Genomic DNA, 26,735 nt, shown 5'->3' on the forward strand with positions numbered 1-26,735 from the left:
GGCGCCGCGGCGGCGGGTGCGCCCCGAGCCCCCCGGCAGCACATCGCCCTCGACCAGTTCAGCCAGGCCTGCGGCATCGACGCCCGGCTTCAGGGTCAAATCGGTCGGCGGCTCCTCGCGGGCCGCCAGGGCCAGTCCGGCCAGGGCGGCCTCGCCATAGGTCTGGCGCCAGCGGGCGACGAGCCACTCGGGCAGATTGGATTCAGCCGTGGTCAGGCCCGGACCCTCGCGACCAATGCCGCGCAGCACGGCATTGACCAGATTCTTGTACGGCCGGGTCTTGGGGTCCCGTTCCGCCAGTTTGACCGCCGTCGACACCGCGGCAAAGGCCGGGGTTTCCAGCACCAGGGTCTGGGCCAGGGCGATACGCAGGATGGTGCGCACGGCCTCGGGCGGTGATTTCTGCAGGCGACGGTTCAGAATCTGGTCGATCTCGCCCAGCCGACGCAGGGCGGCCATGGCCACGGCCCGGGCGAAGGCCCGGTCGGGGCCCGGCAGGCCACTGACGGCCGGCAGGGCCAGGGCCTCGTCCAGACCACCACGGCGGATCAGGGCCCCGTTCAGCAGCAGGCCGGCGGCGATGCGGGCCTCGACGCCAATATCGGCAGACTCATCCGGCTCCAGCCGCTCGGGCTGCGGCCGTTCGGGACGCGGACCGCGAGCCTTGTCGGCCATGCGGCGACCGCGCGCGGCGGAGTCCCCGCCCTTGCTGCGCCCTTTCGGGGTTCCGCCACTCACACCGACACCTGGGTGCCCAGCTCGACCACACGGCCGGGCGGAATGTGGAAGAAGTCGGTCGGATTGGCGGCGTTGCGCATCAGGAAGATGAACAGCCGGTCCTGCCACAGCGGCATGCCCTGGCCGGCCGAAGCCACCACCGAGCGGCGGCCGAGGAAGAAGCTGGTCGACATAATATCGAATTTCAGCCCCTGTTTGCGGCAGAGTCCGAGAGCCTTGGGCACATTCGGCCTTTCCATGAAGCCATAGCTGATCGTCAGTTTCTTGAAGTCGTCGCTGATCGGCTCGATCGAGATCCGGTGAGCGGCGTCGACCCGGGGCGTATCGGTGGTGCGCACCGTCAGGACGATGTTTTTCTCATGCAGCACCTTGTTGTGCTTGAGATTGTGCATCAGCGCCACCGGGGCGATGTCCGGGTCCGAGGTCAGGAAGATGGCCGTGCCCGGGGCGCGGTGCGGCGGACGGGCCCGCAACATCTCGATCAGGTCGGCCAGGGGCAGACTGTCCTTGCGGGTCTTGGCTGTCAGGATCTGGGTGCCGCGCACCCAGGTCCACATCAACAGGATCAGGGCCGCGCCGAGCACCAGCGGGAACCAGGCCCCCTCCGGAATCTTCAGCATGTTCGACGTCAGGAACACCAGGTCCAGCGCCACCAGCGGACTGATGGTCAGCAGACTGAGCGGCAGGCTCCATTTCCACAATTTGCGGACGATGAACCAGGCCAGCAGGCTGTCGACGAACATCGAGCCGGTCACGGCAATCCCGTAGGCGGCGGCGAGGTTGGTCGAGGTCTGGAAGGTGACCAGCAGCACCAGAACACCGACCATCAGCATCATATTGACCGACGGAACGAAGATCTGTCCGGCCTGACTCTCGGAGGTGTTGCGGATGTCGATACGCGGCAGCAGGCCCAGCTGAACGGCCTGCTGGGTGACCGAGAAGGCCCCGGTGATAACGGCCTGGGAGGCGATGACGGTGGCGATCGTGGCCATGATCAGAACCGGCCAGTAGGCCACCTGGGGGACCATCATCCAGAACGGATTCTCGGCCGCGGCCCGGTTGTCGAGCACCAGGGCACCCTGACCCAGATAGTTCAGGGTCAGACAGGGCAGGACCACCCAGAGCCAGCCCTTGCGGATCGGCGATTTTCCGAAATGCCCCATATCGGCATACAGGGCCTCGGCCCCGGTCACGGCCAGGAAGACGCTGCCGAGGATGACGAAGCCGAGAAAACCGTTGTCGACCAGGAACAGCACGCCGTAGTGCGGCGACAGGGCCCGGAAGATCGAGGGGTCGTCAAAGATGTGCCAGATGCCCAGCCCGGCGAGGATCAGGAACCAGACCAGGGTCAGCGGGCCGAAATAGCGCGCCATACTGGCGGTGCCACGCGACTGGATCATGAACAGGGCGATCAATATGCCTGCGGCGATGGGCAGGACGAAACTGTCCAGCTGGCCCGAGACACCCGGCGCGTCGCGCAGGCCCTCGATGGCCGACAGCACCGACACGGCCGGGGTGATGACCCCGTCGCCATAGAACAGGGCCGCGCCACAGACACCGAGGATGAAGATCAGGCCGGACCGGCGACCGACGGCGTGCTGCGCCAGGGCCATCAGCGCCAGGGTTCCACCCTCACCCTTGTTGTCGGCCTTCATCAGGAAGACGACGTATTTCAACGTCACCACCAGGATCAGGGCCCAGAAGACCAGGGAGACCACACCGAGGACGGCGAGGTCGGCGGTGCCGCCACTCTTGGAATGGTGCAGGGCCTCGCGCAGCGCATACAGCGGGCTGGTGCCGATGTCGCCGAACACGACGCCGATGGCGCCGATGATCAGGCCCCATTTGCCCGCCTTGACGTGCCCGCCCTCGCCCGCAGCTGCAGGGTGCAGGTGGCGGGGGGCGACCGTCGCGTCGGATGCGGGCGTATCAGAAGGGGCGCCGGGCTGTTCGCCTTCGCCGTGGGGAGGGGCCCCGACCATGAACATCCTCCGGGTGCCGCAGAAGGCGGTCCCATCAAGAGCGGCGAGCCTTTAGTCCCTTTCCGTTTCGGGTTCAATCGTGGCCGCAGCACCGCAGGGACGCTGATTGTGTAACCCGCGCCGACGCCCTACCTTCACAATCACACCATGTCAGACAGTCAACGCTTTCCCGTCGCCGCCCATGTGCTGGCCTATCTGGCCCACAAGGACGCCTTTGCGCCCGGTCAGGCGATCGCCAGCGCCGTCCTGGCCAGTTCCGTGCCGACCAATCCCGTCGTTGTCCGCCGCGTCACCGCCCTGCTGGCGCGCGCCGGTCTGATCGCCACCCGTCCGGGTGCCTGCGGCGGGGCCTGGCTGCTGCACCGGCCGGAAGACATCGCCCTCGATACCGTACTGCACGCGGTCCACGGCTGCGCCCATCTCGGCTCACCACCGCCAGGAGCCAAGGGCTGTCCGGTCGGCGAGCACATCCCCCGTCAGGTCGGCAAGGCCCTGATCGCGGCCAATACCGCCGCCGGTGACGCCCTGTCACGGATTACCATCGCCGACCTCCTGGCCACGGATCCGCCGGCCCTGGCCGGCATCGTGCTGCCGGACCGGGCCGCGATCCCGGCGTGAGCCCACCCGCGCGCACCGTGCTCGTCACCGGGGCCTCGGCCGGCATCGGGGCCGCCGTCGCCCGGGTCTATGCCGCCGCGGGCTGGGACCTGGTCCTGACCGCCCGCCGTCGCGCGCCGCTCGAGGCCCTGGCCGCCGAGCTGACGGCCGCCCACGATTGCACCGTCACCGTCCTGACCGCCGACCTTGCCGACCCCGACGCCCCCGACCGGCTCGTCGCCGATCTGTCAGCGCGCGGCCTGACCGTCGACGGCCTGGTCAACAATGCCGGATTCAGCCGCACTGCGGGCTTTCTCAACACCGATCCCGCCCAGCATGCGGCGATGATTCGCGTCATGCTGACCGCCCCGGTCGCCCTGTGCCGACGGCTGGCCCCCGGCATGGTCGAGCGCGGCTTCGGTCGCATCCTCAATGTCTCCTCGCTCGCCGGCCAGATGCCGGCCACCGGCGGCGACACCCTGTACGGCCCGATCAAGAGTTTCCTGACCAAGGCCACGGCCGGCCTGCATCTGGAACTGCGCGGCACCGGGGTTCACGTCACCGCCCTTTGCCCCGGCTACACCCTGACCGAATTCCATGACGTCAACGGCACCCGGGACCAGGTCTCGGCCGCCTATCCTGCCTGGATGTGGCAAAGCGCCGACCATGTGGCCCAGGTCGGCTACCGGGCCTGCGAGGCCAACCGCCCGAAGGTCGCGCCGGGGCTGATGAACAATCTGCTGGCCGCCCTCGCCAAATATCTGCCGGACGCCGTGGCCCTGCGCATGGTCGGCGGACACGCGAAACGGCTGAAGCGGATCTAGGCCCTGCCGCGAAAGGGTTTCAGTGCCCGCCGGCCGGATAGGGAGCGGTCACATCACCGCTGAACATGCCGGGCAGGGCCTCGCCGAGGCCGGCCAGCATGAACTGGATGGCCAGGGCGCACAGGATCAGGCCCAGCACCCGCACGACGATGGTCATGCCGACATCGCCCAGGACGCGGCTGATCGGCCCCGTCATGGCGAAACAGACGAAGGTCGCCAGGCCGGCCGCGCCGATCGCCACAAGGCCGGCGATAGTCCCGGCCGCGCCCAGCTTCTGGGCCTCGCCCGCCTGGATGATGATGGTCGAGATCGCGCCCGGGCCGATCAGCAGCGGCATCGCGAACGGCACGACCAGCCGCTGGAAGCGGCGCTTGGCATAGCCGCGCACGTCGGCGGCGTCGGCCACCGCATCGGCATCGGCAAACATCTTGAGGAAGTCGCCGCGGGTCATGTCGAGACCCAGCAGCAGCAAAAGGATGCCGCCGGCGATGCGGAAGGCCGCCAGCGAGATGCCGAAGAACTGCAGTAACACCAGTCCGCTGAAGAAGAAGACGACGAGGAAGCCGACGATGAACAGGCACAGCAGGAAGGTGACCTGCATCCGCTGACGCGCGCTGGCCCCGGCGGTGGCGGCGGCGAAAATGGGAATATTGCCGATCGGATCGACAAGCGCGAACAGCGCCACGAACAGGTTGACCCCCAGATCGACCGCGTCCATTGCCTGCTTCTCCCACCCTTGGTGTCACCCCGGTCGGGCGCGACGTGTTTCACGTCCACCCTTAGCCGGTCATCCGGAGCCCGTCGATGACCTCTCCGCTGCTCAGCGATCCGCGCCTGATCGTCGGCCTCGACCTGCCCTCGATCGAGGCGGCCCGGGCCATGGTTGCGACCATCGGTGACGTCGTCACCTGCTACAAGGTCGGGCTCAGTCTGCTGGCCCGCCCGGGCGGTGTCGCCTTCGCCCATGAACTGCGGGCCATGGGCAAGTCCGTGTTCCAGGACTGGAAGCTGCACGACATCGGGGCCCAGGTCGAAGGGGCGGCCCGGGCCGTGGCCGAAGGCGGCTGTGACCTGCTGACCGTCCATGCCGAGCCCCAGGTGATGCAGGGGGCCGTGCGCGGACGCGGCGACCATCCGACGAAGATCCTCGCCGTCACCGTCCTGACCAGCCTGTCCCAGGCCGACCTGACCGAGATCGGCTATGGCTTCAGCCCGGCCGCCCTGGTCGAACGGCGCGTGCGCCAGGCTCTGGAGTGCGGTGTCGACGGCGTCGTCTCCAGCCCTCTGGAAGCCGCCGCAGCCCGGGCCCTGGCCCGCGCCGCAGGCCGGCCCGACTTTCTGGTGGTCACCCCGGGGGTGCGTCCCGCCGGGGCCGACCTCGGCGACCAGCAGCGTGTCGCCACCCCGGCCGCAGCCCTGACGTCCGGGGCCAGCCATCTGGTCGTGGCCCGTCCGGTCATCGCCGACCCCAACCCGCAGATGGCGGCGGCGCGCATCGCCGGCGAGATGGACGGGGTCGAGGCCCTTTTGGCCTAGCCGCGCTCGCCGGGCTCCTGGCGATAGTTGTGGAGCGGCGGCGGAGCCACCGGCGGCACAGAGTCGGGCGGCGGCAGATCACCGTAATAGCCGGGACCGGGCATCGGCTCATAGGCATGCGGCGGCGGCCCGGCGTGGTCACAGTCACAGTCGTACGCCCGCGCGTCCCGGCGATCGTCGCCTCCGCCACGGGAGACGTCCACGCCGTAGCCGGTCTCATAGGTCGACTCCTCGTGGTAGGAGTCCGCATAGGACGACTGCTCATAATAGGAATCCCGGTAGGTTTCCTCGGCATAGCGCGCTCCGTAGCGGCTTTCCTCGACCGCTCGACCACCGGACACAGACCCTGTCGATACCGTGCGATAGTCACGACCGAAGCCCCGCACCACATAGCCGAAGGGGCGGCTGGGCTCGGGACGTCCGCTGACATCGAGACCAAAGCCGATGCCACCATAGACCGGCAGGCCGACCGCATAGGCATCGCCGCCCCAGTAGCCGCCACCGCCGCTGTAGATGACGCCACCGCCCGCGCCACCGCGCACGGCACCCCCGCTCCAGGTGCGGGCCGTTCCATAGGCCGAAGCCGAAGCCCGGGCGCTGACATGGACGTTGACGTTGGTATTGCCGCCGCCCGCATGACCACAGCAGGGTCCCGGCGGCGGAGCCGGAGCCGCACAGCAGGGCGTCGACGGATGGTGGCCGCCACCGCGACCGCCGCCATGGCCGCCGGGGCGCTCGCCGGCCTGGGCCGGTCCCACGATCAGAAGGGCGGCAGCCGCCGCCGTCAAAAGGCTACGCATCAGGCCGATCCTCAATAACGATCGTCCCTTCTAGGCTCCCGACGTGCGGACCGGTCGCCCATGCACCGCGCGGGGGAAAGCCGGGCCGCCGATTTCCCCACACAGGGTTGAAACCGTCAGGGCCGGGGCGACCGGCCGTCAGAAATCGACGGCCAGACCCTTCTTCTCCCAGTCACCGTAGCGGGTCGGCTCGGGACCGGTCGGCCCGCCATGCTCAACCGCGGCCTCGGCGACAACCGCCCGGTCGCGACGCTCGGCCGCCTCCAGCAGGGCCCGGCGTGCCGCCGGAGTCAGCGGCCGTTCGGGCGTGGCCCCGGGCACATCGGCATTGAAGGCGGGTGCCGGCAGGTCGGTCGGATCGGTCACGGGCTCGGTCACGGGGCGGCACTCTCCGAAGGGGTCGGGACCCGACACATAGGCCAACCGGGCCGCGACGCCAGCGTCCCGGGACCGATCGGTCACAATCCGGCCCTTGCATCCCCGGCCGTCTGGCCCTTTAAGCGCGCCAAACACGCCTCCCCGCGTTCGCCCAAGGACCCGCGCCATGTCTTCGAACGAAAAGCCCGTCAAAAAGGTCGTCCTCGCCTATTCCGGCGGTCTCGACACCTCGATCATCCTGAAATGGCTGCAGACCGAGTACAACGCCGAGGTCATCACCTTCACCGCCGACCTGGGCCAGGGCGAGGAGCTGGCGCCGGCACGCGAGAAGGCGCTGAAGATGGGCATCAAGCCCGAGAACATCTTCGTGGACGACCTGCGCGAGGAATTCGTGCGCGATTTCGTCTTCCCGATGTTCCGCGCCAATGCCGTCTATGAGGGCCAGTATCTGCTCGGCACCTCGATCGCCCGGCCGTTGATCGCCAAACGCCAGATCGAGATCGCCCGCATGGTCGGGGCCGACACCGTCTGTCACGGGGCCACCGGCAAGGGCAACGACCAGGTCCGGTTCGAGCTCGGCTACTATGCGCTGGAGCCCGATATCCACGTCATCGCCCCGTGGCGAGAGTGGGAGTTCAAGTCGCGCGAGGCCCTGCTGGCCTTCGCCGAGGCCCACCAGATCCCGATCTCGAAGGACAAGCGCGGCGAGGCCCCGTTCAGCGTCGACGCCAACCTTCTGCACTCCTCCTCCGAGGGCAAGGTGCTGGAAGACCCGGCGGTCGAGGCCCCGGAATTCGTTCACCAGCGCACCATCAGCCCCGAGGATGCGCCGGATCGCGCCACCGTCATCACCATCGCCTTCGAAAAGGGCGACCCGGTCGCCATCGACGGCGTGGCCCTGTCGCCCGCCGCCCTGCTGACCAAACTCAATGAGTACGGCCACGACAACGGCATCGGCCGCCTCGACCTGGTCGAGAACCGCTTCGTCGGCATGAAGTCACGCGGCATCTACGAGACCCCGGGCGGCACCATCCTGCTGGCGGCCCACCGCGGCATCGAGTCGATCACCCTCGACGGCGGAGCCATGCATCTGAAGGACGAACTCGCCGTCAAATACGCTCACCTCGTTTACAACGGCTTCTGGTTCGCGCCGGAGCGGGAGATGCTGCAGGCGGCGATCGACCACAGCCAGACGCGCGTCAACGGCACGGTCCGGGTCAAGCTGTACAAGGGCAATGTCACCGTCATCGGTCGCGAGAGCCGCGACAGCCTGTACGATCAGGACCTGGTCACCTTCGAGGAGGGCGTCCAGGCCTATGACCATCGCGACGCGGCCGGTTTCATCAAGCTGAACGCCCTGCGCCTGCGCGTACTCGGCCGTCGCGACGCCCGCAGCCGCGGCTAGCCGACGGCGCCTTACCGCGATTTCACTTGAGTCGGGCCGGTCGGGGATCGATCCTCCGGCCCGAACTCAAGGAACCGCGCCATGATCAAGGCCCTGTCACTCGCCGCCGCCCTCGCCCTCGCCGCCCCGGCCCTCGCTGTTGCGGCCCCGCAGGCGGCCCCGGCCGCCGCCGAAGCCAAATCGCCCGAGGAGATCGCCTTCGAGGCGCGCGCCGACGCCTTCAAGGCGCGGATGGAGCAGATGCAGTCCGAATTCGGCGCGGCGATCGGCGAAGCCCATGGCGATGAGGCCCGGGGCATGGCCGCCGTCGACGCGGTTCTGGCCCGCTACCAGCCTGACATCACCAGCTTCCTCAATGATTTCGACCAGTTCATCGACACCCAGATCGCCACCAATCCGGACGAGACGGCCCATCAGGCCCTGATCGGGGCCAAGGCCGCAGTGCGGCAGTCCCTCGAAGGCCTGCCCGGTCAGATGCGGACCGGGGCCCGGACGGCGATCGCCGCCCAGACCCCGGCCGCCTAACCCCCCGTTTCGAACTGATGGACGGCGGGATCTTATCGTCCGGCCGTCGCTTCGCTGAACCGGACCCGGGTCCGGTCCATGCCACCGACCTCACCGGAAGGAATCCCGCCATGATCAAGGCCCTGTCACTCGCCGCCACCCTCGCCCTGCTGCCCCTGTCCACCGCCCTGGCCCAGGAGGCGACCAGCCCGTCCGAAGCGGCGATCGAACAGGCCGCCGCGGCCCTGGAGGCGCGGATGGAGAATTTCGGCGAGCGGGCCGCGGCCCTGTCACTGGACCAGACCCTGGCCGACGCCGAGCGTGAGACCCGCATGGCCGCCCTCTGGGCCGAGTATCAGCCGGACCTCAGCGCCTTCGCCGCGACGGCGGCCATGCATGCCACCGCCCTGGCCGCCGAGGCCCTCGCGGACATCGACCTCGAATCCCTCGCCGGCGAGGCCCTCGCCGGCGTCGACATGCAGGGGGCCCTGGCCATGGCCGGCGGCGTCGCCCGCAACGGAGCCTGGACCTCGAACGATCCCGAGCAAATGGTCACCTACGGCCTGATGGCCGACTATGTGCTGGGCCAGGCGATCGATGCCGTGGACGAGATGGAGGTGGACATCGACACCATGGACGCCGCGGACGACGCCGACGCGACCCCGGCCGCGCCCGCCGACTGATCCCTTCCCCTTGACCTGACCGCCGTCCCGCCCGACACGGCGGCATGGTCCTGCCCGTCGATCCGCACCTGTATGCCGCCTTCCTGGGGGTGATGGCCGTGATGGCCGCCACCCCGGGCCCGGCCAATCTGTTCTCCGTCGCCAACGGTGTGAAGCGCGGCCCGGCCGGCGCGCTCGCCGGGGTGCTGGGCATGAATGCCGCCACCCTGGTCTGGTTCGGGGCCGCGGCCCTCGGCCTCGGGGCCCTGGTCACCGCCTTTCCCGCCGTCTTCCGCATCGTCTCGATCGGCGGGGCCCTCTATGTCGCCTGGCTGGGTGTGCGCGCCCTGCGCGGCGTCTTCACCACCGCCGCCGACCCGGAATCCGCGACCATCCGCCTCGGCCGCAGCGCCGTCCTCGACGGCTTCATGGTCCAGATCGCCAATCCCAAGGCGGTGCTGTTCTTCACGGCCGTCCTGCCGCCCTTCCTCGATGTGAACCGCCCGGCCGCGCCGCAGCTGGCCCTGTTCGCCCTGGCCACCATCGGCATGGACGTGATCACCATGTCCGCCTACGGTCTGGGTGGAGCGGCGCTGGCCCGACGGATGGCCGAGCCCCGTTTCCGGCGCGGATTCGGGCTCCTCACCGGGATCCTCCTGCTCCTCGCCGCCCTGTTGATTGTGTCGCGCCTCTAGCGGGCGCTGGCGGCGGAACCGGACGGCCCAGCCTCCGTTTTCTTCCCAGCGACCCTTACGGGCCCTCGAGGAGACCTTGCATGAGACATCTGCTCACCAGACCGGCGGTGCTGGCGGTTGCGGCGGCGCTTGCCCTGTCCGCCTGCGCCACCGCCACGCCCTACCAGCCCGCCGGCTTCCAGGGCCAGCGCGGCGGCTATGCCGAGCAGCGGCTGGAGTCCAACCGCTACCGCGTGTCCTTTGCCGGCAATTCGGTGACCACGCGCGAACAGGTCGAGATGAGCCTGCTGCTGCGTTCCGCCGAACTGACGGTCCAGGACGGCTATGACTGGTTCTCGACCGTCAATCGCGCCACCGACCGCGACGTGCGCTACAATGCCACGCCCGATCCCTTCTATTATGAGCGGTACCGCTACTGGAGCCCGTACTGGCAGGTCTATCATCGCGGGCTCTGGAGCCCGTGGGGCGATCCCTTCGGTCGTGATTTCGACGTGCGCGAGATCGACCGCTACGAGGCGTCGGCCGAGATCGTCATGGGACGCGGGGCCAAGCCGGCCGACGATCCCAATGCCTTCGACGCCCGCGAGGTGATCCAGAACATCGGCCCGCGCCTGTCGCGCCCGAACTAGACGCCAGCGCCCCCGGCCGGCGGCCGGGGGCGGACCGTCATCCGACGCGGGGCGTCTTCAGCCGGCGTTTGTTGACGTGGCTTTCGGGGGCAGCGCCGAGGGCTTCGGGAATCTCGCCCTTGAAATAGAAGCGCTGCCACGCCTCCCTGGCCGCGTCCGGATCACCCGAGGCCAGTCGCTGGTTGAAATCGGTCCGGGCCCGGTTCCAGGCCTCGAACTGGCCGGACATGACCGGATTCGACTCCAGCGACCGGATGACCGGCTGGAACTGTTCGACCTTGCGATGCTCGATCAGGTTGATGAAGCAGAAGGGCTCGCCGCGCTCGAATTTGATCCGCCCCGGCCGGGTGAAGATCCAGTTCATCGTGAAGGGGAAGGGCAGCCAGTCGGTCTCGATCAGGCCGACCAGCGGCTGGATCCCGTCCTTCACATGGTTGGGTGAGCCCGAGCAGAGCATGCCCCAGCCCGGCGGGGTCCGGAACAGATACTGCGGATGCATGGTCAGCACCCCGCGCGAGAAATGCGAGGTGACGAAATGCTCCAGCTGAGCCGTCGGCCGTTCGGGGGTGATGGTGATATCGGCCTGGCTGGGCCCGCCGGTCCATTCGGCGGTAAAGCCGAACGGGCACAGTATTTCCCAGCCGGTCGTATTGGCCATGGTCAGCGGCAGGCAGCGATACGGATGGCGGCTGGCGAAGGCGTCCATCCAGTTGCGCGACTGGCGTCCGGGCACCAGGTCCGGCGGGCGCGCCGTCATCGGATAGCATTCCAGTTCCACAGTCAGGCTCCGGCAGGTATCGAAGGTGATGCCTTTTCCTAGACAGCGCCGATGACCGAAGACAAGCCACCCCTGTTCGATCGCGATCGCCTGCTGGACTGGCTGGCCGCCGCCGGCCTGGCCCGGACCACGCTCGACCATCCGCCGGTCTTCCGCGTTGAGGAGGGGGTCGAGATCAAGGCGGCCCTGCCCGGGGCCCACACCAAGAACCTGTTCCTGAAGGACAAAAAGGGCCGGCTGTGGCTGATCTCGGCCCATCAGGACACGGCCATCGACCTGAAACGCACCCCCGCCGCCATCGGCTCGGACCGGCTGTCGTTCGGACCCGAGGCCATGATGTGGACGACCCTCGGCGTGCGGCCCGGCGCGGTCACCGCCCTGGGCCTTATCAATGACGTCGACCGTCAGGTCACCTTCGTGCTGGATCAGCGGCTGTGGGAGGCGGACATCGTCAATTTTCACCCCCTGACCAATACGGCCACCACAGCCCTCGATCAGGCGGCGTTTCGCGGCTTTCTCGACCGGCTGGGGCGAACCCCGCTGGTGATTGATTTCGACGCTCTCGCTTGATGCCCGGCCCGATCGCAACCATCTGAAGCCTGACCCCCGTTCCCGCGCGCCTGTGGAGTGCCCATGACCCTGATCGACCCGACCCTTAAAGACGATGCCCTGATCAAGGACGGCTCCGATGCCGGCTTCATGGCCGATGTCGTCGAGGCGTCGAAGACGCGCCCGGTCATCGTCGATTTCTGGGCCCCCTGGTGCGGCCCCTGCCGCCAGCTGACCCCGGCGCTGGAAAAGGCTGTGCGTGCCGCCGGCGGGGCCGTGGCCCTGGTCAAGATCGACGTCGACAAGAACCCGGCCTATGCGGGCCAGCTCAAGGTCCAGTCAATCCCGACCGTCTATGCCTTCGTCAACGGCCAGCCGGTCGACGGCTTCCAGGGCGGGGTTCCCGAAAGCCAGATCCGCGCCTTCATCGACAAATTGACCGGCGGCGAGAGCGCCAATGCCGACATCGAACACCTGCTGTCCCTGGGTCAGGAATCGCTCGCCGTCGACGACATGGGCGGCGCGGCCCAGGCCTTTGCCGATGTCCTCAACCTCGAACCCGACAACCAGAAGGCCATCGCCGGCATGGCACGCGTCTATCTGATCGGCGGCGACGCCGACCAGGCACGCCAGACCATCGCCATGGCCCCGCAGGAGTCGACCGAGCCGGCGGTCCAGAGCGTGCGCGCCCAGCTGGCCCTGGCCTCGGCCGCGCCCGACCATGAGCCCTCTGCCCTCGAGGCCCGCGTCGCCGCCGACCCGGCCGACCACCAGGCCCGCTTCGACCTGGCCGGGGCCTGTGCCGCCGCCGGTGACTTCAAGGGGGCCGTCGACCACCTGCTGACCATCGTCCGCGCCGACCGCGACTGGAACGACCAGGTCGCGCGCAAACAGCTTCTGACCGTGTTCGAGGCCGCCGGGGCCTCGTCCGAGGTCGCCCGAGACGGGCGCAAACGCCTGTCCTCCATCCTGTTCGCCTAGGGGATCGATGATGGCCCAGGGCTATATCAAGGCCGCCGACCTGCCCCAGGTGGTGCCGGTCTTTCCGTTGCCCGGGACCATCCTGCTGCCGCGCGGCCAGTTGCCGCTGAACATCTTCGAGCCGCGCTATCTGAACATGATCGACGATGCCATGGCCGGAGACCGCATCCTGGCCATGATCCAGCCGTCGGGCGGGCCCGCCGATCTGCCGATCCTGTCACCGGTCGGCTGCGTCGGCCGTATCACCAGTTTCGCCGAGACCTCAGACGGCCGCTATCTGGTGACCCTGACCGGCTGCGCCCGTTTCCGCGTCACCGCCGAACTGCCGACCCAGGGCCCCTACCGACAGGTCCGGGCCGACTACTCAGCCTATGCGGCCGACCTGGTCTCACCCCCGACCGATCTGGAAATGGACCGCGAGCCGTTTCTCGACGCCCTGCGCGCCTATCTGGAGAACCGCGGGCTGGAGATCGACTGGGACACGGCCGAATCGGCCCCGCCCGAGGCCCTGATCAACAGCCTGTCGATGGCCCTGCCGTTCGAGCCGGCCGAGAAACAGGCCCTGATCGAGGCCATGACCCTGATGGACCGCGCCGAGGTGCTGACCGCCCTGATGCGGATCGACGCCGCCGACACCGGCGACGGCGAAGGCCCGCCGTCCATCCAGTAGTTGGCGCTACCGGCCGCTGGCCTGCTTGAGCGCGGGGCACCCCGGATGCGCGCTACCGGCCGTTGGCCTGCTTGAGCGCGGGGCCGTGATCCACGCTACCGCGACGGACGATCAGAGCGTATGACAGCCCCATGAGCGATAATTTCCACACCCCCGTCTCGGTCGATCCGCGCCTGCTCGAGACCCTGATCTGTCCGGTCACCCGGGGCCGGCTGACCTATGACCGCACCCGCCAGGAACTGGTCTCGAAAGGGGCCAAACTGGCCTATCCGATCCGCGACGGCGTGCCGATCATGCTACCCGAGGAAGCCCGCAAGCTGGACTAGACCATTTTTGTTTCGGGTCGAATCGACCCGAATCCAAAAAATGCTCCCGCATCAAGCCGGAGCGAAATCTGAGCCGGATTGGACGGCGTCCAGACCAACCGGTTTCGCTCTAGCGAGGACAACGACCGCGATCGGCCAGGGCTTCGTCGGCGCTGCACGGCCGGTCGATCAATTCCCAGCCCGCGCCCGCCCGGGCGACCATGGTCGACAGGCCGACCCAGAGTCCCTCGCGCGACCGCTCCTCGTAGCGACAGACCCATTCCGAGCCCTCCTCGGCGATAAAGTCGCAGCGCACCGCGCGCAACGGCGGGGCCTCGGCGCGATCCACCGCCAGTAACCGCGCCAGATCCGCTGCCCCCGGCCCCGCGGGCTGTCCCGGCGCGACGGAGGCACAGCCCGCCAGCCCAAGGGCCGCAGCTACAGCCAGACCGCGCATCAAACCGGCTCCCCCCTCAAAAGACGCGGCAGGTCGCCCGTCGCCCCGCCCGCCTCCTGCATGAAGGCCCGGCGCAGCGGACCGACCCGGTTGACCAGGGCGATGCCCAGATCGCGGGCCAGCCGCACCGGCGGCAGGTCGTTGGAGAACAGCCGCACAAAGGCGTCGAACCCGGCCGCCAGGGCCACATTGTCGAACCGCCGCCAGCGCGCATAGCGGTCCAGCACCGTCTCCGAGCCGATGTCCTCGCCCAGTCGCAGCGCCTCGGCCAGCACCTCGGCCAGGGCGGCGGCGTCCTTCAGCCCCATGTTCAGCCCCTGGCCGGCGACCGGATGGACCCCGTGGGCCGCGTCACCGATCAGGGCGATGCGCGGCGCGGTCAGCTGTTCGGCCAGAGACAGCGACAGCGGATAGACGAAGCGCGGTCCCTCGACCGTAGCCCCGTCCAGGAACTCGCCGAAGCGGCGCATCAGATGGGCCGAGAAGGCCGCGTCCGACGCCGTCCGCAGGGCTTCGGCCCGGCGCGTGGTCTCGGTCCACACCAGGCTGGCGCGCCGGTCGGTCAGGGGCAGGATGGCGAAGGGTCCGCCGGGCAGGAAATATTCATGGGCCACATTGCCGTGGTCGCGGCCCAGTCGCACCGTGGCCACCACGCCGCTCTGGCCATAGCCCCAGCCGACCGTGCCGATTCCGGCGGCCGTGCGCACCGGCGAGTTGCGGCCCTCGGCCCCGACCACCAGCGGGGCCTCCAGCACCGTGCCGTCGGCCAGGGTCACCCGGGCCCGGGCCGGACCGACCGCGACCGCGGCCACCGAGGCCGGGGCCCGGACCTCGATCCCGGCCGCCGTCACCGCCCCGGCCAGGGCCGTGCGGATGTGACGGTTCTCGACCATATAGCCCAGCGGCTCACCGCCGTTGCGGTCCCCGATCTCGTCGGCGTCAAAACGCAGATAGGCGGGGGAGGCGGCCTTCGACGCCGCACCGGGCCGCCGCCCGTCGGTGACCAGGATCCGGTCCATCCGGCAGGCCTGCGGCCGCAGCGTCGGCCCCAGGCCGATGGCATCCAGCATGCGGAAGGTCGAAAAGGCGATGGCCGTCGACCGCCCGTCAAAAGTCGGGGCCAACTGGGCCGGAAACGGCTGCGGATCGACCAGAACCACCTTCAGCCCGGCCTGGGCCGCGGCCAGGGCGAAACTGGCCCCGGCCATGCCGGCGCCGGCGATGATGACGTCATAGGAATCCGGCGTGCTCATGGGGGGGTTGTCGCCCCGCCGTGCCGCGCCGTCCAGTGGTGTGGAGGTCGCATGGCCGCCGGGGGCCGTCCCGTCCGTGAAAATCCCGGTCAATCCGGGGCTGGTAAACAGCCTCTTAACCCTGACCGGGTGACAAGGAGGGTCAGTTTCGTTTCCCGGATCGCCTCGCCATGTCCGCCGCCCTCGTCCTCGGCCAGCGCGCCTTCGACAGCGCCCGCATCCTGTGGGACGCGCCCTTCGTGGTGCGATTCCGCGGCGTGCTGCAGGCCCTGCTGGCGACCCTGCTGGCGGTGGCCCTGCTGTCGTGGAATCCGGCCGACCCCAGTCTCAACGCCGCCTCGAGCCAGGTGCCATCCAACTGGCTGGGAGCCAACGGGGCCCTGTTCGCCGACCTGGCCATGCAGTCACTGGGCCTGGCCGCCTGGCCCGGGGCCCTGCTGCTGATCGCCTTCGGCCTGGCCGGGGCCATCGGCGACGCGATCCAGCAACGGCTGAAGCCGACCCCGATCAAGGCCCTGGCCGCCACCGGCGGGGTCCTGGCCCTGTCGGCCGGTCTGTCGGCCCTGGCCGCCCCCGCCGCCTGGCCGCTGGCCACCGGTCTCGGCGGGCTGTGGGGCGACGGGATCAGCGGCCTGGTGGTTTCGACCCTGACGGCGCTGCGCATCCCCGGCGGGGCCATCTATGCCGCCCTGCTGTTCCTGCCACTGGGCCTGTGGAGTGTCGGCTATGCCGTCGGCCTGCGCCTGGCCGATCTGGGCGAGGGTGTGGCCTGGGCCCGGGGTCTGCGCCGTCCCGCGCCCGTCGCCGCCCCGGCCCCGCGCGCCGCGCGCCGCCCGCGGCCCCGGCCCGAACCGGAACTCGCGGCCGAGGAGGATCCGACCCCGCCGTGGTCCGCGCCGGCCCCGGTCCCGGCCCGCTCGGCCCCCGAGCCGAAGGTCGCCACCACCAAGGCCGCCAAACCCTCGAAACGCGCGACCGAGGACGGTCAGGCCGCCTTCGACTTCGTCCGGCCCAAGGGCGATTTCGACCTGCCGCCCCTGTCGATGCTGACCAAGCCGCCCAAACGCGTCGCCTCGGTCGACGAGGAGGCGCTGAAACAGAACGCCAAGATGCTGGAAGGCGTGCTGGCCGAGTTCGGCGTGCGCGGCGCGATCGACCAGATCCGGCCCGGCCCGGTCGTCACCCTGTACGAACTGGTCCCGGCACCGGGCGTCAAACACGGCCGCGTGGTGGCGCTGAGCGACGACATCGCCCGCAGCATGTCGGCCCGCGCCTGCCGGATTTCGGTCGTGCCCAACCGCAATGCCATCGGCATCGAACTGCCCAATGCCAAACGCGAGACGGTCTATCTGCGCGACCTTCTGGCCAGTGCCGAATACGACAAGCCGTCGCATCTGCTGCCGCTCGCCCTGGGCGAGACCATCGGCGGCGAGCCCTATGTCGCCGACCTGGCGCGCATGCCCCACCTGCTGATCGCCGGCACCACCGGCTCGGGCAAGTCGGTCGGGGTCAATGCGATGATCCTGTCGATCCTGTACCGGCTTTCGCCCGCCGAATGCCGTTTCATCATGATCGACCCCAAGATGCTGGAGCTGTCGGTCTATGACGGCATCCCGCATCTGCTGGCCCCGGTGGTCACCGATCCCAAGAAGGCCGTGGTCGCGCTGAAATGGACGGTGCGCGAGATGGAGGACCGCTACCGGCGGATGTCCAAGCTGGGCGTGCGCAACATCGCCTCCTACAACGACCGGGCCCGCGCGGCCCAGGCCAGCGGCGAGCATTTCGAACGCACGGTCCAGACCGGTTTCGACGACCAGGGCCGCCCGGTCTATGAGTCCGAGAAGATCCGCCCCGAGCCCCTGCCCTATCTGGTCGTGGTCATGGACGAGATGGCCGATCTGATGCTGGTCGCCGGCAAGGACGTCGAGGGCGCGGTGCAGCGTCTCGCCCAGATGGCCCGTGCCGCCGGTATCCATCTGATCATGGCCACCCAGCGCCCGTCGGTCGATGTCATCACCGGCACGATCAAGGCAAACTTCCCGACCCGGATCAGCTTCCAGGTCACTTCCAAGATCGACAGCCGCACCATCCTCGGCGAACAGGGCGGCGAACAGCTGTTGGGCCAGGGCGACATGCTCTACATGGCCGGCGGCGGCCGCATCACCCGCCTGCACGGGCCGTTCGTCGACGACAAGGAGGTCGAGGAGGTCTGCGCCCATCTGCGCGCCCAGGCCGAGCCCGACTATCTGGACCTGGTTACCGACGACCCGGACGGCGACGGCGACAATGCCTTCGGCGACGAGGGCGTCTCGACCGGCGACGACCTCTATGACCGGGCCGTGGCCGTGGTCACCCGCGACCGCAAGGCCTCGACCAGCTATGTCCAGCGCCGGCTGCAGATCGGCTACAACCGCGCCGCCACCCTGATCGAACGGATGGAACAGGAAGGCGTCGTCAGCCCCGCCAACCACGCCGGCAAGCGCGACGTGCTGGCCGGCCCGCCCCCGATGGCGTGACCGTGAGCGGGCGGCTTGCCTTGCCGGTCTTGAGCCGACTATCCTTTCCGCTTCCATGTCTCAGGCGTTCCAGATGACGGTCACGGTCTGTGCCGCAACGGGCAAATCACCGGGAGGTCGGCATGAAGGCCATCATCAAGAGCGCAGTCTTCGGGCTTCTCGGTAGCCAGCCGTTCGCAGCGAGACGGGCAAGGTCACTGGGCGGGACGGGCCGGGTCACCATCCTGAACCTGCACCGGGTGGCCCCGGCCGACGGCAGCGCCTACCCCCCGCTGGATCCGCAAATCTTTCGCGAGCTTCTGCGCTTCTGCTCCGCCAATTACGAAATCTGCGGTCTGCGCGATCTGCCGAAGAGGGCGGGAGGGGACAAGCCGGTCATGGTCCTGTCTTTCGACGACGGCTACAAGGATTTCATCGAATACGCCGTGCCGATCATGAGCGAATTCGGCCTCACGGCGAACCAGAACGTCATCCCCAAATGTATCGAAAGCGGCGAGCCGCCCTTCAATGTGGTGATGCAGGACTTCATCGGGCGCGCTCCCGAATCCCTTCTGGCTGACATGTCTATTCCCGGCTTCGACATGTCGACGGCCGGCACGGACCGGATGGTAATGGGGCACCGGATTTCGCATTTCATCAAGACCCGGCCAATGGCTGAGCAGGCCCTGTTGTCGGCGGCCCTGCGGCTCCAGTTCGAACGGGACGATGACTTCCGCTCCACGCCGCTGATGACGCGTGCCGAGGTCATCAGCCTGGCGAGCGACCACGAAATCGGTGCCCATTCGTTTGAACACGCGACCATGGGCTTCGAGAGCGACGCCTATGTTGCCGAGGACGCCAGGCTGTGCCGGGACTATTTCGACCGGGTTCTCGGCCTGCCCACCGACATCTATGCCTTCCCCAACGGGTCCCACTCCCAGCGTCAGATTGACCTTGTGGCCGAGCAGGGCTTTTCCATTCCGCTCTTGCTGGAAGAAGACTTTTCCGGCCACAACACATCGATACACCGCCGCTTCAGCTTTCATGCGGGCACCGTCGGCGAGGCGCGATTCAAGGCGTCAGGCGGGTTCCGGAATCGTTACCCGGTCTGACGGGCCGGCCATCGCATCATCAGACGCTTGGAAAGATTTCGCATGTCGACCGATCCGTACAGGCTGGAGCCCATAGATCCGACGTCGTTCAGCGCCCTGGTACCGCTGATGAGAGACGCATTCGGCCATAACGTCGACACGCGCTATTTCGACTGGAAATACCTCGACAACCCGGCGGGACCGGCGATCGGCCACGTCGCCATCGACACAGCCAGCGGCGATATCGCGGCCTTCTACGGCATGATCCCCGAACGCTATCGCTGGGGTGATCATGAAGCGGTCATCTACCAGTCGTGCGATACGATGACCCATTCCGATCATCGGCGGCGCGGCCTGTTTCAGCGATTGGCCAAGGCCACCTTCGCCAAGGCAGAGGCCCTGGATCCGGCCTTCTTCGCCTATGGCTTTGGTGGACCGACCTCCACGCCCGGCTTTCTGAAGATGGGCTGGGACATTGAAATCGACCTGCGCTTTCTCTTCCGGCCCCGGCTGCTGACACAGGTGTCCGGTTTCCTCGGCGAGCGAGAGACCCTGAGGATCGCAACCACGCCCGACGCCCCGCTGCTGGAACTGATGAAGGCCAACGAAGCGCGGCGTGAACAGTCAAAGGTGTTCGATGACGCCTTCCTGCTGTGGCGACTGGCCCAGCCGCGCCGCGCCTACACCTATGTGGTCGATCCCGGCGAGGCCTATGCCATCTATTACCAGGCCGACGGCCACATCTTCCTGTTCGACTTCTGGGAAGCGACCAACGGAAGCGGCACGGGGGTCCTGCGTCATGTGGACAGGGCCGCGTCAAAGCCCGGTAGCAAGGGTGTCCTGACCTTTGCCCAGACCAGCGGCACCTTTGCCCGTTCGCTCCGGTGCCATGGCTATCTCTCCAACCCGTTCAAACGGGGCCCGGCAACGGCGCGGATTCCGTTCATCACCTATGGTCCGGCCGGAATCCCCGGTGGCCAGACCGGTGCGGCGCGCGCATGGGATATCAGCCCTATCGATCACGACAGCTACTGACGCCCCTGCAGTCGATGGCGTGACGCCTCAGCAGGGTCCGGTCGTGCGTGGCGTCGTGCGCACCACCCGATAGACGGGCGCGGTGCCGTCCTCGGCCACGGGCACAAGGCCGACGTGGATGTGGCTGCCGACCGAGTCCGGTTCCAGCGAGGCGGCGATCACCGACGATCCCGCCTGGTTCATCGGCACCCAGATCCAGCCTTCCCCGACCGCGAGGTCGCGGGCCTCCAGCCGGACCTGCAGGGCCTCGGTCAGGGTGCTGGCCTCGCGCGTCTGGCGGGTGATCGGCTCGGTCCGGGTGACATGAAAGGCTTCGGTGGCCAGGGTCTGCGGGACGGCGGCGCACAGGTGGATTCCCTTGATCTCCAGGGCCTCGATCGCCGATCTGGCCTCCGGGGCCAGCAGATAGCCGCGTGGCCGCCGGCGCGTCTCGGTGACGCGCAGTTGGCGGGAATCCCGCAGTTCGGTGGCCGCGGTACTCGGCGCGCCGGTTTCGGCATCCATCAGGGGCAGGACGAAGGGCTGAACCGGCGGCTCATAGGCGACCGCCAGCGGGGCCCGCGATCCGGCCATGGACCGGCGGGCTGCCGCGACGGTGCGCCGCAGACGCGGCCCGTCAGCGGCGGCGGCCTGCAGCAGGCCCCGGGCGGCCAGATAGTGGCTGGCGACGCGACGCTGAAAGGCCTCGCGCCCGCCGCCGTTGCGCGACTCCAGCAGGAAGGAGACCGCCCCGGTCAGGCCGTAGTAGTTGCGCGAGATACCCGGCGAGGTGCCGCCGGTGACCAGCGGGCCGGTGGCCGGCATACCGCTGAGATAGACCGACGAACTCAGTCCGGCATCGCGGAGCTGCGCCTCCATGGCCGGCAGATAGGTCGTCCGCGCCAGCCGGGTGACGCCGGCGGGCACGCCGGGATGGGTCGCGTCGAGGATGGTCTGGTCGGCTTCATTCAACCGGCCGAACCGTTGCAGGGGACCGGCGGCCCCGTATTCGTGGGCGTCGACCACCAGATCCGGCGGCAGCAGGACCATGGCCGCCTGGACGCCGCGGCTCTCCGGCAGGGTCGCCAGAAGATGATCGCGATTCAGATCGAAATCGAGGCTGGTGCGACGGGTAAAGGCGGCGGCACCGTCCGGATTCATGCGTGGCACCACCACGACGGTGATCCGGTCCAGCAGGGGCGTCAGCTCCCCGTCGGCCAGGGCCGAGGCCAGGGCCAGCATCGCCTCGCCCCCGGACGGTTCATTGCCGTGTTGCTGACCCACCAGCCAGATGATCGGCCGGTTCAGGCGCCGCACGGCGGACAGGTCCTGCAGGCCCTCGGCGGTAAATACCAGCCAGGGCAGGTCGCGGCCCTCGGCCGTCTGGCCCAGCGCGCCGAGATACAGGCCGGGCGCGCGCGCCTTCAGACCGCGCAGATGGGCCTCCATCTCCACCTGGCTGGTAAATTCGGTTCGGTCGGCTGCGAGGCCGGGCGCATCCATGGCAATCGGCACATCGACCAGACGGGCCAGGACCGCCGGGGTCTGGCGATAGGGGGTTCGCGCCTCGGTCTGGGCCAGGGCCGTCGCCGGCAGGGCCGCCGTCAGCAGGCCGACAAGGGCCCAGGTACGAAGCGTCGACATGTTCATCTTGCGAAATTCCCCTGCGTTGTTCGATCCTAAGGCACTGCTCGAAACCGCACCAGACGACGCCGCCGGAACATTCGGCGATGAACGACGCTTCATCCGGCCGCCGGAATATGGTCAGGCTCGGGACATGGCTTCGACAAGCCGATCCCCCATATAGGCTGTTCCAACCAACCGTCCCGAACGGGAGACCCTGATGACTGTTTCACGCCGCGCCTTTACCCTTGGATCCGTTGCCCTGGGAACCGCCGCCCTGGCCTCGCTGGCGGCCCTGCCCGCCGCCGCCCAGGCCGGACTTTCGGCCGCAGATCGCGCCACCCTGGCCCAGGCCCAGACCTATCTGCAGAACCTGACCTCGGCCCGCGGCGATTTCGTCGAGACCGGACCCGGCGGCCAGCGTCGCACCGGCCGCTTCTGGCTGCAGCGCCCCGGCCGGATGCGGTTCGAATATACCGACCCCGCCGGCCTGCTGGTCGTGTCCGACGGCAACAACGTCAAACGCTACGATCCGCGCCTGAACGTCTTCCGCCAGGTGCCGTTGGGGGCCACCCCCCTGTCGACCTTCCTGGCGCGCAACGTGCGCCTCGACCAGGGAGTGCGCATCGACCGCGTCACCCGCATGGCCTCGGGGGCCTTCGCCATCACCGCCCGCGACTCCGGCAAGCCGAACGAGGGTTCGGTCATCCTGGCCTTCGCCGGCAGTCCGCTGCGGCTTCAGGAATGGACCATCACCGACGCCCAGGGCGGCCGGACCCGTACCCAGCTGACCAGCCTGGTCAATGAGGCCAACCTGGCCGCCAGCCTGTTCCGCCTGCGCGATCCGACCCGGCGCCCCGGCCGTGACTGAACCGGCTGTTACCCGGGGGTTTTGACTTTTTTCGTCGCCCGTGACACTTTGGACACAGGGCGACGTCCAACGCCCGCACCGCTCCGGATCTCATCCCCGTCCCGGGCGGCGCGACAGACACAGACTTCAGAGCGCCCGGCCCCCCGCCGGGCGCTTTTTTGTCGGGCCGTCGTCCAACCGGAGGACGGCGACAGCGCGAAAAGGCGGAGCCTTTTGATCGCGGCCCCCCTAAGGATGCCCCATGCTTCGTATCGCCACCTGGAACATCAACTCCGTCCGCCTGCGCATCGACCAGGTCGCGCGTTTCGTGACCGAGTCCGAAACCGACGTCCTGTGCCTGCAGGAGATCAAATGCCTGGAGGATCAATTCCCCCGCGCCGCCTTCGAGGCCATGGGCCTGCCGCACCTGAAGATCGGTGGCCAGAAGGGCTGGCACGGCGTGGCCATCGCCAGCCGCAAGCCGATCACTGCGGCCCCGGTCCTCGACGTCTGCCGCGAGGGCCATGCCCGCTGCGTCGGCGTCATGGTCGATGACGTCGAGGTGCAGAATTTCTACATTCCCGCCGGCGGCGACGTGCCGGACCGGGTCGAGAATCCGAAATTCGACCACAAGCTTGATTTTTATGAACGTCTGACCGCCGAAATGGCCGGCCGCGACCCGCAGCGACCCCTGGTGCTGGCCGGGGATTTCAACATCGCGCCCGGCGAGAACGACGTCTGGAACCACCGCTATATGTCGAAGATCGTCAGCCACACCCCGCTGGAGATCGAGACCCTGCGCCGGTTGCAGGCCGCCGGCGGCTTCGCCGACATCATCCGCGACCAGAACCCCGAACCGGCCAAACTGGCCAGCTGGTGGAGCTATCGCGCCGCCGATTTCCGCAAGTCCAACCGCGGCCTGCGCCTCGACCACCTGTGGACCTCACCCGGCCTGACGCCGGCGGTCGTGCCCGGCAGCGCCCGGATCCACGACACGGTGCGCGAATGGACCCAGCCCAGCGACCACTGCCCGATCACGATGGACCTCGACGTCTAGGGAACCCGCTCGCAGGCGGGGGTGTCGAAGATGAATCGCGCACCCTTCCGCACCAGATAGGGGGCTTGCTCCCGCCACCATTCTGCAGCGGCCGGCGCATGTTCCATCAGACACTCAACGGCCGTATCCGCCGCGACAACGTAGCCCGCGATCGGCTTCGCCCGGCCGATCAGGCCGAGAAGGTAATCTAGAACGATATTCTTCGGCCCACTCAGAACACCAAACCCGAGGGTTGATACGGCGTCCGGTGCCAGCAGCGGAATTTCGACCCCGATCCACGCATCCCGAACCCAGTCGGGTGCCTCTCCTTCGGGCCGGCGAACGATCCTGATCCGGAATGTCTTTTCGGACCAGGGCCCCGTCGTCACGGCTGCAGCCGGTAGCCGCCCGTGTCGGTCAGCAGCAGCCGGGCCTGGCCGGGCTCGGGCTCGATCTTCTGGCGCAGGCGATAGATGTGGGTTTCCAGCGTGTGGGTGGTGACCCCGGCGTTATAGCCCCAGACCTCGGCCAGCAGCTCCTCGCGCATCACCGCCTTGGCTCCGGCGCGATACAGGTATTTGAGGATGCTGGTTTCCTTCTCGGTCAGACGGATCTTGCGACCCTTTTCGTCGATCATCACCTTGCCGGCCGGGCGGAACTCATAGGGACCGATACGGAAGACCGCGTCCTCGGACTGTTCATGGCTGCGCAGATGGGCCCGGATCCGCGCCAGCAGCACGGCGAAACGGAACGGCTTGGTGACATAGTCATTGGCCCCGGCCTCCAGCCCCTTGACCGTGTCGGCATCGGACGCCTGGCCGGTCAGCAGGATGATCGGGGTCGTGACCCCGGCCGTGCGCAGTTCGCGGCAGGCGTCGCGACCGTCCATATCGGGCAGGTCGACGTCCAGCAGGATCAGGTCGGCGCGCACCTCGCGGCCCAGCCGGATCCCGTCCGTGGCGTTGGCGGCCTGGACGGTACGGAACTCCTCATGCAGCGCCAGCTGTTCGGCCAGGGCTTCGCGGAGGTCGTCGTCATCGTCGATGATCAGCAGGGTTCTGGGCGTGGGCATGTCACAAGAATGGCGAGGCTTGCCCCCCGCGCCAAGGCTTGAACGCGCGATTTCGGGCATTGATTGTCATTAGAGCCCCCTCAGAGGCCAATTCGTTCCCCGAACAGCGCCGATCCGACCCGCACATGGGTCGCGCCGCGGGCGACGGCCGCCTCGAAATCGCCGCTCATCCCCATCGACAGCACCGCCAGACCGTTGCGCCGGGCCAGTTCGGCCAGCAGGTCGAAATGCGGGCCGGGGTCGGCCTCGACCGGCGGGATACACATCAACCCCTCGACGATCAGGCCCAGATCGCGCGCCCGGGCGATCAGGCCCTCGACCCCGTCGACCGGAACCCCGGCCTTCTGCGGCTCGGCCCCGGTATTGACCTGGACCAGCACCCGCGGCGTCATTCCGCTGGCTTCGGCTGCCGTCGCCAGGGCCCGGGCCAGCTTTTCCCGGTCGAGGGTCTCGATCACATCGAACAGGGCCAGGGCCTCGGCCGCCTTGTTGGTCTGCAACGGTCCGATCAGCCGCAACTCCAGCCCGGGCAGGCCGGGCCGCCGCGCGGTCCAGCGTCCCTGGGCCTCCTGCACCCGGTTTTCGCCGAACACCTGCTGGCCCGCCGCCAGGATGGCGTCGATGGCGGCCGGCGGCTGGGTCTTGGACACCGCCGTCAGGGTCACCGAGGCCGGGTCCCGGCCGGCCACGCGGCAGGCGTCGGCGATCCGGCTCCGTACCCCCTCGAGGCGTGCGGTGATGGACGGGGCGGAAGAAGCAGGCAAAGAAGGGGTCATGATCCTGTCCGCGGACGCTGAAACCCTGTGGGGGGCCGCCACCGGTCTAGCCCGCGCCGTCGCCGAAGTCAGCCGCGACCCGGGCCGGCCGGCCCTGTTGTTCTTCACCGATCCGGCGCGGACCCCCGAGCCGTGGCTGACGGCGGCGGGCCTGCCGCCCGGCGCGGCGGTGGTCTATCGCAGCTTTGGCTCCCCCGACGCCCGGTCCGTGGCCGAGCGGCTGCGTGGCCTGACAGCGGAGCGGGGCGTGCGGCTGCTGATCGGCCTGGATGCTGACCTGGCCGAGGCGGTCGGGGCGGACGGCGTGCATTTGCCGGAGCGGGCGCTGGATCAGGCCGGCGAGTTGCGCCGCCGCCATCCCCGCTGGCAGGTCACCGGCGCGGTCCATTCGGTCGCCACCCTGGCCACAGCCCGGTCCCTGTCCGCCGCCGTCCTGTCACCGGTGTTCGCCGCGGGCGGGGCCTCGGCCCACCGTTCGGCCCTGGGGGTCGCGGCCTTCGCCGCCGCCGTGCGGGCCGCCCCGGTGCCCGTCTATGCCCTGGGCGGGATCAGCGCCGCCAATGCGGACACACTGGCGGGCTCCGGGGCCTGTGGCCTGGCCGGAGTCGCGTCGATCCAGACGGCCTTTGGCCGCGGGATCAGAATTTGAAGATGGATTCCAGCCGGAAGCGCGGTGCGGCGCGACGGTCGGTCTCGGGGGCGCGGGCCGGATCGGCGTCCGGCGCGGCAAGGCCTGCGGCGGCACCGACACGCAGGCGCGGATTGATGCGGTAATAGGCACCGGCCTCGACGTCGCCCCAGTCGGCGTCACGGCCGACGGGCTGGCTGAGGTTGAAATTCAGACCCCAGCGGCCGCTTTCGTTGAACTGCAGGCCCCGGCGCGGCGGGGTGGTGGCGGTGCGCGCGGCCCCGGCCTCGGACAGGGTCACGACGGGCGCGCGGCTCCGGGCGGTCTGGGCTGAGGCGTCGTCAGCCACGGCGAGAACCGCCAGGCCTCCGATGACTGCAGCAATGACCACGTTCCGTTGCATAATC

General features: G+C 68.8%; 31 protein-coding genes. 18 read left to right on the forward strand and 13 right to left on the reverse strand.

The features are described from left to right. Positions 1-738, reverse strand: a 738-nt coding sequence (locus PSV00_RS02545; RefSeq protein WP_300444457.1) for a transcription antitermination factor NusB, incomplete at its 3' end; no start/stop codon positions are given. Next, the gene (locus tag PSV00_RS02550; RefSeq protein WP_300444460.1) at positions 735-2,720 is read right to left on the reverse strand and encodes a potassium transporter Kup; all 1,986 of its coding nucleotides are present in this window, start codon (positions 2,718-2,720) and stop codon (positions 735-737) included. The genes PSV00_RS02545 and PSV00_RS02550, both read right to left, overlap by 4 nt. Before the next feature lie 147 nt (positions 2,721-2,867). Between PSV00_RS02550 and PSV00_RS02555 the strand changes: the two genes are divergently transcribed. Beyond that, a complete protein-coding gene (locus PSV00_RS02555) occupies positions 2,868-3,338 on the forward strand; it encodes an Rrf2 family transcriptional regulator (RefSeq protein WP_300444462.1) in 471 nt (156 codons plus the stop codon). Beyond that, positions 3,335-4,141, forward strand: coding sequence for an SDR family NAD(P)-dependent oxidoreductase (locus tag PSV00_RS02560; RefSeq protein WP_300444464.1), 807 nt, complete (start codon positions 3,335-3,337; stop codon positions 4,139-4,141). Before PSV00_RS02555 ends, PSV00_RS02560 begins: the two co-directional genes overlap by 4 nt. Before the next feature lie 19 nt (positions 4,142-4,160). Here the strand turns inward: PSV00_RS02560 and PSV00_RS02565 are convergent, their stop codons facing one another. Continuing rightward, positions 4,161-4,859 (reverse strand): MarC family protein, encoded by a 699-nt coding sequence (locus tag PSV00_RS02565; RefSeq protein WP_300444467.1) that lies wholly within the window; start codon positions 4,857-4,859, stop codon positions 4,161-4,163. A 98-nt stretch (positions 4,860-4,957) separates the two neighbouring features. Here PSV00_RS02565 and pyrF point away from each other — a divergent pair, with 98 nt between their 5' ends. Continuing rightward, entirely contained in the window at positions 4,958-5,677 is a 720-nt protein-coding gene (gene pyrF / locus PSV00_RS02570; RefSeq protein ID WP_300445157.1) for an orotidine-5'-phosphate decarboxylase, read from the forward strand. On the opposite strand, the gene PSV00_RS02575 is transcribed toward pyrF, so the two are convergent. Next, positions 5,674-6,477, reverse strand: a complete 804-nt coding sequence (locus PSV00_RS02575; protein ID WP_300444469.1) for a hypothetical protein — start codon at positions 6,475-6,477, stop codon at positions 5,674-5,676. The two genes, pyrF and PSV00_RS02575, sit on opposite strands and share 4 nt — an antisense overlap. Positions 6,478-6,615: 138 nt before the next feature. Further along, the gene (locus tag PSV00_RS02580) at positions 6,616-6,855 is read right to left on the reverse strand and encodes a DUF1674 domain-containing protein (RefSeq protein WP_300444472.1); all 240 of its coding nucleotides are present in this window, start codon (positions 6,853-6,855) and stop codon (positions 6,616-6,618) included. Between the two features lie 166 nt (positions 6,856-7,021). Between PSV00_RS02580 and PSV00_RS02585 the strand changes: the two genes are divergently transcribed. The 5 genes from PSV00_RS02585 to PSV00_RS02605 all read left to right on the forward strand — a co-directional run bounded on the left by PSV00_RS02585 (position 7,022) and on the right by PSV00_RS02605 (position 10,750). After that, positions 7,022-8,260, forward strand: a complete 1,239-nt coding sequence (locus PSV00_RS02585; RefSeq protein WP_300444475.1) for an argininosuccinate synthase — start codon at positions 7,022-7,024, stop codon at positions 8,258-8,260. Between the two features lie 81 nt (positions 8,261-8,341). After that, positions 8,342-8,785 carry a hypothetical protein gene (locus PSV00_RS02590; RefSeq protein WP_300444478.1) on the forward strand — a complete coding sequence of 148 codons (444 nt, stop codon included), beginning with the start codon at positions 8,342-8,344 and terminating at the stop codon, positions 8,783-8,785. Positions 8,786-8,895: 110 nt separating this feature from the next. Beyond that, positions 8,896-9,447 carry a hypothetical protein gene (locus tag PSV00_RS02595; RefSeq protein WP_300444481.1) on the forward strand — a complete coding sequence of 184 codons (552 nt, stop codon included), beginning with the start codon at positions 8,896-8,898 and terminating at the stop codon, positions 9,445-9,447. 44 nt (positions 9,448-9,491) lie between these two features. Next, entirely contained in the window at positions 9,492-10,121 is a 630-nt protein-coding gene (locus tag PSV00_RS02600; protein ID WP_300444484.1) for a LysE family translocator, read from the forward strand. 80 nt (positions 10,122-10,201) lie between these two features. Beyond that, positions 10,202-10,750 (forward strand): hypothetical protein, encoded by a 549-nt coding sequence (locus PSV00_RS02605; protein ID WP_300444487.1) that lies wholly within the window; start codon positions 10,202-10,204, stop codon positions 10,748-10,750. 37 nt (positions 10,751-10,787) lie between these two features. Here the strand turns inward: PSV00_RS02605 and PSV00_RS02610 are convergent, their stop codons facing one another. Then, the gene (locus PSV00_RS02610; RefSeq protein ID WP_300444490.1) at positions 10,788-11,528 is read right to left on the reverse strand and encodes a DUF6065 family protein; all 741 of its coding nucleotides are present in this window, start codon (positions 11,526-11,528) and stop codon (positions 10,788-10,790) included. Positions 11,529-11,579: 51 nt separating this feature from the next. On the opposite strand from PSV00_RS02610, the gene PSV00_RS02615 reads away from it, so the two are divergent. From PSV00_RS02615 to PSV00_RS02630, 4 genes are all read left to right on the forward strand, one after another. After that, entirely contained in the window at positions 11,580-12,098 is a 519-nt protein-coding gene (locus PSV00_RS02615; RefSeq protein WP_300444492.1) for a prolyl-tRNA synthetase associated domain-containing protein, read from the forward strand. Positions 12,099-12,161: 63 nt separating this feature from the next. Beyond that, the gene (locus PSV00_RS02620; protein WP_300444495.1) at positions 12,162-13,058 is read left to right on the forward strand and encodes a co-chaperone YbbN; all 897 of its coding nucleotides are present in this window, start codon (positions 12,162-12,164) and stop codon (positions 13,056-13,058) included. A 10-nt stretch (positions 13,059-13,068) separates the two neighbouring features. Further along, complete coding sequence (locus PSV00_RS02625) at positions 13,069-13,728, forward strand: LON peptidase substrate-binding domain-containing protein (RefSeq protein ID WP_300444497.1); 660 nt, start codon at positions 13,069-13,071, stop codon at positions 13,726-13,728. A 131-nt stretch (positions 13,729-13,859) separates the two neighbouring features. Then, the gene (locus PSV00_RS02630; protein ID WP_300444500.1) at positions 13,860-14,054 is read left to right on the forward strand and encodes a Trm112 family protein; all 195 of its coding nucleotides are present in this window, start codon (positions 13,860-13,862) and stop codon (positions 14,052-14,054) included. Positions 14,055-14,163: 109 nt separating this feature from the next. On the opposite strand, the gene PSV00_RS02635 is transcribed toward PSV00_RS02630, so the two are convergent. Continuing rightward, a complete protein-coding gene (locus PSV00_RS02635) occupies positions 14,164-14,490 on the reverse strand; it encodes a hypothetical protein (protein WP_300444503.1) in 327 nt (108 codons plus the stop codon). After that, positions 14,490-15,743: a UbiH/UbiF/VisC/COQ6 family ubiquinone biosynthesis hydroxylase gene (locus PSV00_RS02640; protein ID WP_300444506.1), complete on the reverse strand. Its 1,254-nt coding sequence runs from the start codon at positions 15,741-15,743 to the stop codon at positions 14,490-14,492. Before PSV00_RS02640 ends, PSV00_RS02635 begins: the two co-directional genes overlap by 1 nt. Positions 15,744-15,913: 170 nt before the next feature. Here PSV00_RS02640 and PSV00_RS02645 point away from each other — a divergent pair, with 170 nt between their 5' ends. The 3 genes from PSV00_RS02645 to PSV00_RS02655 all read left to right on the forward strand — a co-directional run bounded on the left by PSV00_RS02645 (position 15,914) and on the right by PSV00_RS02655 (position 20,364). Further along, positions 15,914-18,259 carry a DNA translocase FtsK 4TM domain-containing protein gene (locus PSV00_RS02645; RefSeq protein ID WP_300444509.1) on the forward strand — a complete coding sequence of 782 codons (2,346 nt, stop codon included), beginning with the start codon at positions 15,914-15,916 and terminating at the stop codon, positions 18,257-18,259. A gap of 122 nt (positions 18,260-18,381) precedes the next feature. Beyond that, entirely contained in the window at positions 18,382-19,350 is a 969-nt protein-coding gene (locus PSV00_RS02650; RefSeq protein WP_300444512.1) for a polysaccharide deacetylase family protein, read from the forward strand. Positions 19,351-19,392: 42 nt separating this feature from the next. After that, positions 19,393-20,364 carry a GNAT family N-acetyltransferase gene (locus PSV00_RS02655; RefSeq protein WP_300444514.1) on the forward strand — a complete coding sequence of 324 codons (972 nt, stop codon included), beginning with the start codon at positions 19,393-19,395 and terminating at the stop codon, positions 20,362-20,364. A 27-nt stretch (positions 20,365-20,391) separates the two neighbouring features. Here the strand turns inward: PSV00_RS02655 and PSV00_RS02660 are convergent, their stop codons facing one another. After that, positions 20,392-21,993: a M14 family zinc carboxypeptidase gene (locus tag PSV00_RS02660; RefSeq protein ID WP_300444517.1), complete on the reverse strand. Its 1,602-nt coding sequence runs from the start codon at positions 21,991-21,993 to the stop codon at positions 20,392-20,394. Positions 21,994-22,186: 193 nt separating this feature from the next. Here PSV00_RS02660 and PSV00_RS02665 point away from each other — a divergent pair, with 193 nt between their 5' ends. Then, on the forward strand, positions 22,187-22,837 hold the full coding sequence (locus PSV00_RS02665; RefSeq protein ID WP_300444519.1) for an outer membrane lipoprotein carrier protein LolA: 651 nt from the start codon (positions 22,187-22,189) through the stop codon (positions 22,835-22,837). A gap of 241 nt (positions 22,838-23,078) precedes the next feature. Then, positions 23,079-23,873 carry an exodeoxyribonuclease III gene (locus PSV00_RS02670; protein WP_300444521.1) on the forward strand — a complete coding sequence of 265 codons (795 nt, stop codon included), beginning with the start codon at positions 23,079-23,081 and terminating at the stop codon, positions 23,871-23,873. Here the strand turns inward: PSV00_RS02670 and PSV00_RS02675 are convergent. From PSV00_RS02675 to PSV00_RS02685, 3 genes are all read right to left on the reverse strand, one after another. Further along, the gene (locus tag PSV00_RS02675; protein ID WP_300444523.1) at positions 23,870-24,241 is read right to left on the reverse strand and encodes a hypothetical protein; all 372 of its coding nucleotides are present in this window, start codon (positions 24,239-24,241) and stop codon (positions 23,870-23,872) included. The genes PSV00_RS02670 and PSV00_RS02675 overlap by 4 nt on opposite strands. Further along, the gene (locus PSV00_RS02680; RefSeq protein WP_300444525.1) at positions 24,238-24,924 is read right to left on the reverse strand and encodes a response regulator transcription factor; all 687 of its coding nucleotides are present in this window, start codon (positions 24,922-24,924) and stop codon (positions 24,238-24,240) included. Before PSV00_RS02680 ends, PSV00_RS02675 begins: the two co-directional genes overlap by 4 nt. An 80-nt stretch (positions 24,925-25,004) precedes the next feature. Further along, positions 25,005-25,700, reverse strand: a complete 696-nt coding sequence (locus PSV00_RS02685) for a YggS family pyridoxal phosphate-dependent enzyme (RefSeq protein ID WP_300444527.1) — start codon at positions 25,698-25,700, stop codon at positions 25,005-25,007. Here PSV00_RS02685 and PSV00_RS02690 point away from each other — a divergent pair. Beyond that, a complete protein-coding gene (locus PSV00_RS02690; RefSeq protein ID WP_300444529.1) occupies positions 25,699-26,349 on the forward strand; it encodes a thiamine phosphate synthase in 651 nt (216 codons plus the stop codon). The genes PSV00_RS02685 and PSV00_RS02690 overlap by 2 nt on opposite strands. On the opposite strand, the gene PSV00_RS02695 is transcribed toward PSV00_RS02690, so the two are convergent. Beyond that, the gene (locus PSV00_RS02695; RefSeq protein ID WP_300444531.1) at positions 26,339-26,731 is read right to left on the reverse strand and encodes an NtrZ family periplasmic regulatory protein; all 393 of its coding nucleotides are present in this window, start codon (positions 26,729-26,731) and stop codon (positions 26,339-26,341) included. The genes PSV00_RS02690 and PSV00_RS02695 overlap by 11 nt on opposite strands. Positions 26,732-26,735: the final 4 nt, after the last annotated feature.

The organism is Brevundimonas sp., from assembly GCF_029945885.1.
In the GTDB taxonomy this organism is placed as follows: Bacteria; Pseudomonadota; Alphaproteobacteria; order Caulobacterales; family Caulobacteraceae; genus Brevundimonas.

Bases quoted from the DNA above. Each gene is read 5' to 3' on its own strand.
- PSV00_RS02680 (WP_300444525.1), bottom strand. From the start codon at position 24,924: ATGCCCACGCCCAGAACCCTGCTGATCATCGACGATGACGACGACCTC.
- PSV00_RS02660 (WP_300444517.1), bottom strand. From the start codon at position 21,993: ATGAACATGTCGACGCTTCGTACCTGGGCCCTTGTCGGCCTGCTGACG.
- PSV00_RS02590 (WP_300444478.1), top strand. From the start codon at position 8,342: ATGATCAAGGCCCTGTCACTCGCCGCCGCCCTCGCCCTCGCCGCCCCG.
- PSV00_RS02665 (WP_300444519.1), top strand. From the start codon at position 22,187: ATGACTGTTTCACGCCGCGCCTTTACCCTTGGATCCGTTGCCCTGGGA.
- PSV00_RS02605 (WP_300444487.1), top strand. From the start codon at position 10,202: ATGAGACATCTGCTCACCAGACCGGCGGTGCTGGCGGTTGCGGCGGCG.
- PSV00_RS02630 (WP_300444500.1), top strand. From the start codon at position 13,860: ATGAGCGATAATTTCCACACCCCCGTCTCGGTCGATCCGCGCCTGCTC.
- PSV00_RS02600 (WP_300444484.1), top strand. From the start codon at position 9,492: ATGGTCCTGCCCGTCGATCCGCACCTGTATGCCGCCTTCCTGGGGGTG.
- PSV00_RS02640 (WP_300444506.1), bottom strand. From the start codon at position 15,743: ATGAGCACGCCGGATTCCTATGACGTCATCATCGCCGGCGCCGGCATG.
- PSV00_RS02685 (WP_300444527.1), bottom strand. From the start codon at position 25,700: ATGACCCCTTCTTTGCCTGCTTCTTCCGCCCCGTCCATCACCGCACGC.
- PSV00_RS02595 (WP_300444481.1), top strand. From the start codon at position 8,896: ATGATCAAGGCCCTGTCACTCGCCGCCACCCTCGCCCTGCTGCCCCTG.
- PSV00_RS02650 (WP_300444512.1), top strand. From the start codon at position 18,382: ATGAAGGCCATCATCAAGAGCGCAGTCTTCGGGCTTCTCGGTAGCCAG.
- PSV00_RS02565 (WP_300444467.1), bottom strand. From the start codon at position 4,859: ATGGACGCGGTCGATCTGGGGGTCAACCTGTTCGTGGCGCTGTTCGCG.
- PSV00_RS02635 (WP_300444503.1), bottom strand. From the start codon at position 14,490: ATGCGCGGTCTGGCTGTAGCTGCGGCCCTTGGGCTGGCGGGCTGTGCC.
- PSV00_RS02690 (WP_300444529.1), top strand. From the start codon at position 25,699: ATGATCCTGTCCGCGGACGCTGAAACCCTGTGGGGGGCCGCCACCGGT.
- PSV00_RS02620 (WP_300444495.1), top strand. From the start codon at position 12,162: ATGACCCTGATCGACCCGACCCTTAAAGACGATGCCCTGATCAAGGAC.
- PSV00_RS02550 (WP_300444460.1), bottom strand. From the start codon at position 2,720: ATGGTCGGGGCCCCTCCCCACGGCGAAGGCGAACAGCCCGGCGCCCCT.
- PSV00_RS02625 (WP_300444497.1), top strand. From the start codon at position 13,069: ATGGCCCAGGGCTATATCAAGGCCGCCGACCTGCCCCAGGTGGTGCCG.
- PSV00_RS02575 (WP_300444469.1), bottom strand. From the start codon at position 6,477: ATGCGTAGCCTTTTGACGGCGGCGGCTGCCGCCCTTCTGATCGTGGGA.
- PSV00_RS02645 (WP_300444509.1), top strand. From the start codon at position 15,914: ATGTCCGCCGCCCTCGTCCTCGGCCAGCGCGCCTTCGACAGCGCCCGC.
- PSV00_RS02585 (WP_300444475.1), top strand. From the start codon at position 7,022: ATGTCTTCGAACGAAAAGCCCGTCAAAAAGGTCGTCCTCGCCTATTCC.
- PSV00_RS02695 (WP_300444531.1), bottom strand. From the start codon at position 26,731: ATGCAACGGAACGTGGTCATTGCTGCAGTCATCGGAGGCCTGGCGGTT.
- PSV00_RS02655 (WP_300444514.1), top strand. From the start codon at position 19,393: ATGTCGACCGATCCGTACAGGCTGGAGCCCATAGATCCGACGTCGTTC.
- PSV00_RS02555 (WP_300444462.1), top strand. From the start codon at position 2,868: ATGTCAGACAGTCAACGCTTTCCCGTCGCCGCCCATGTGCTGGCCTAT.
- PSV00_RS02670 (WP_300444521.1), top strand. From the start codon at position 23,079: ATGCTTCGTATCGCCACCTGGAACATCAACTCCGTCCGCCTGCGCATC.
- PSV00_RS02615 (WP_300444492.1), top strand. From the start codon at position 11,580: ATGACCGAAGACAAGCCACCCCTGTTCGATCGCGATCGCCTGCTGGAC.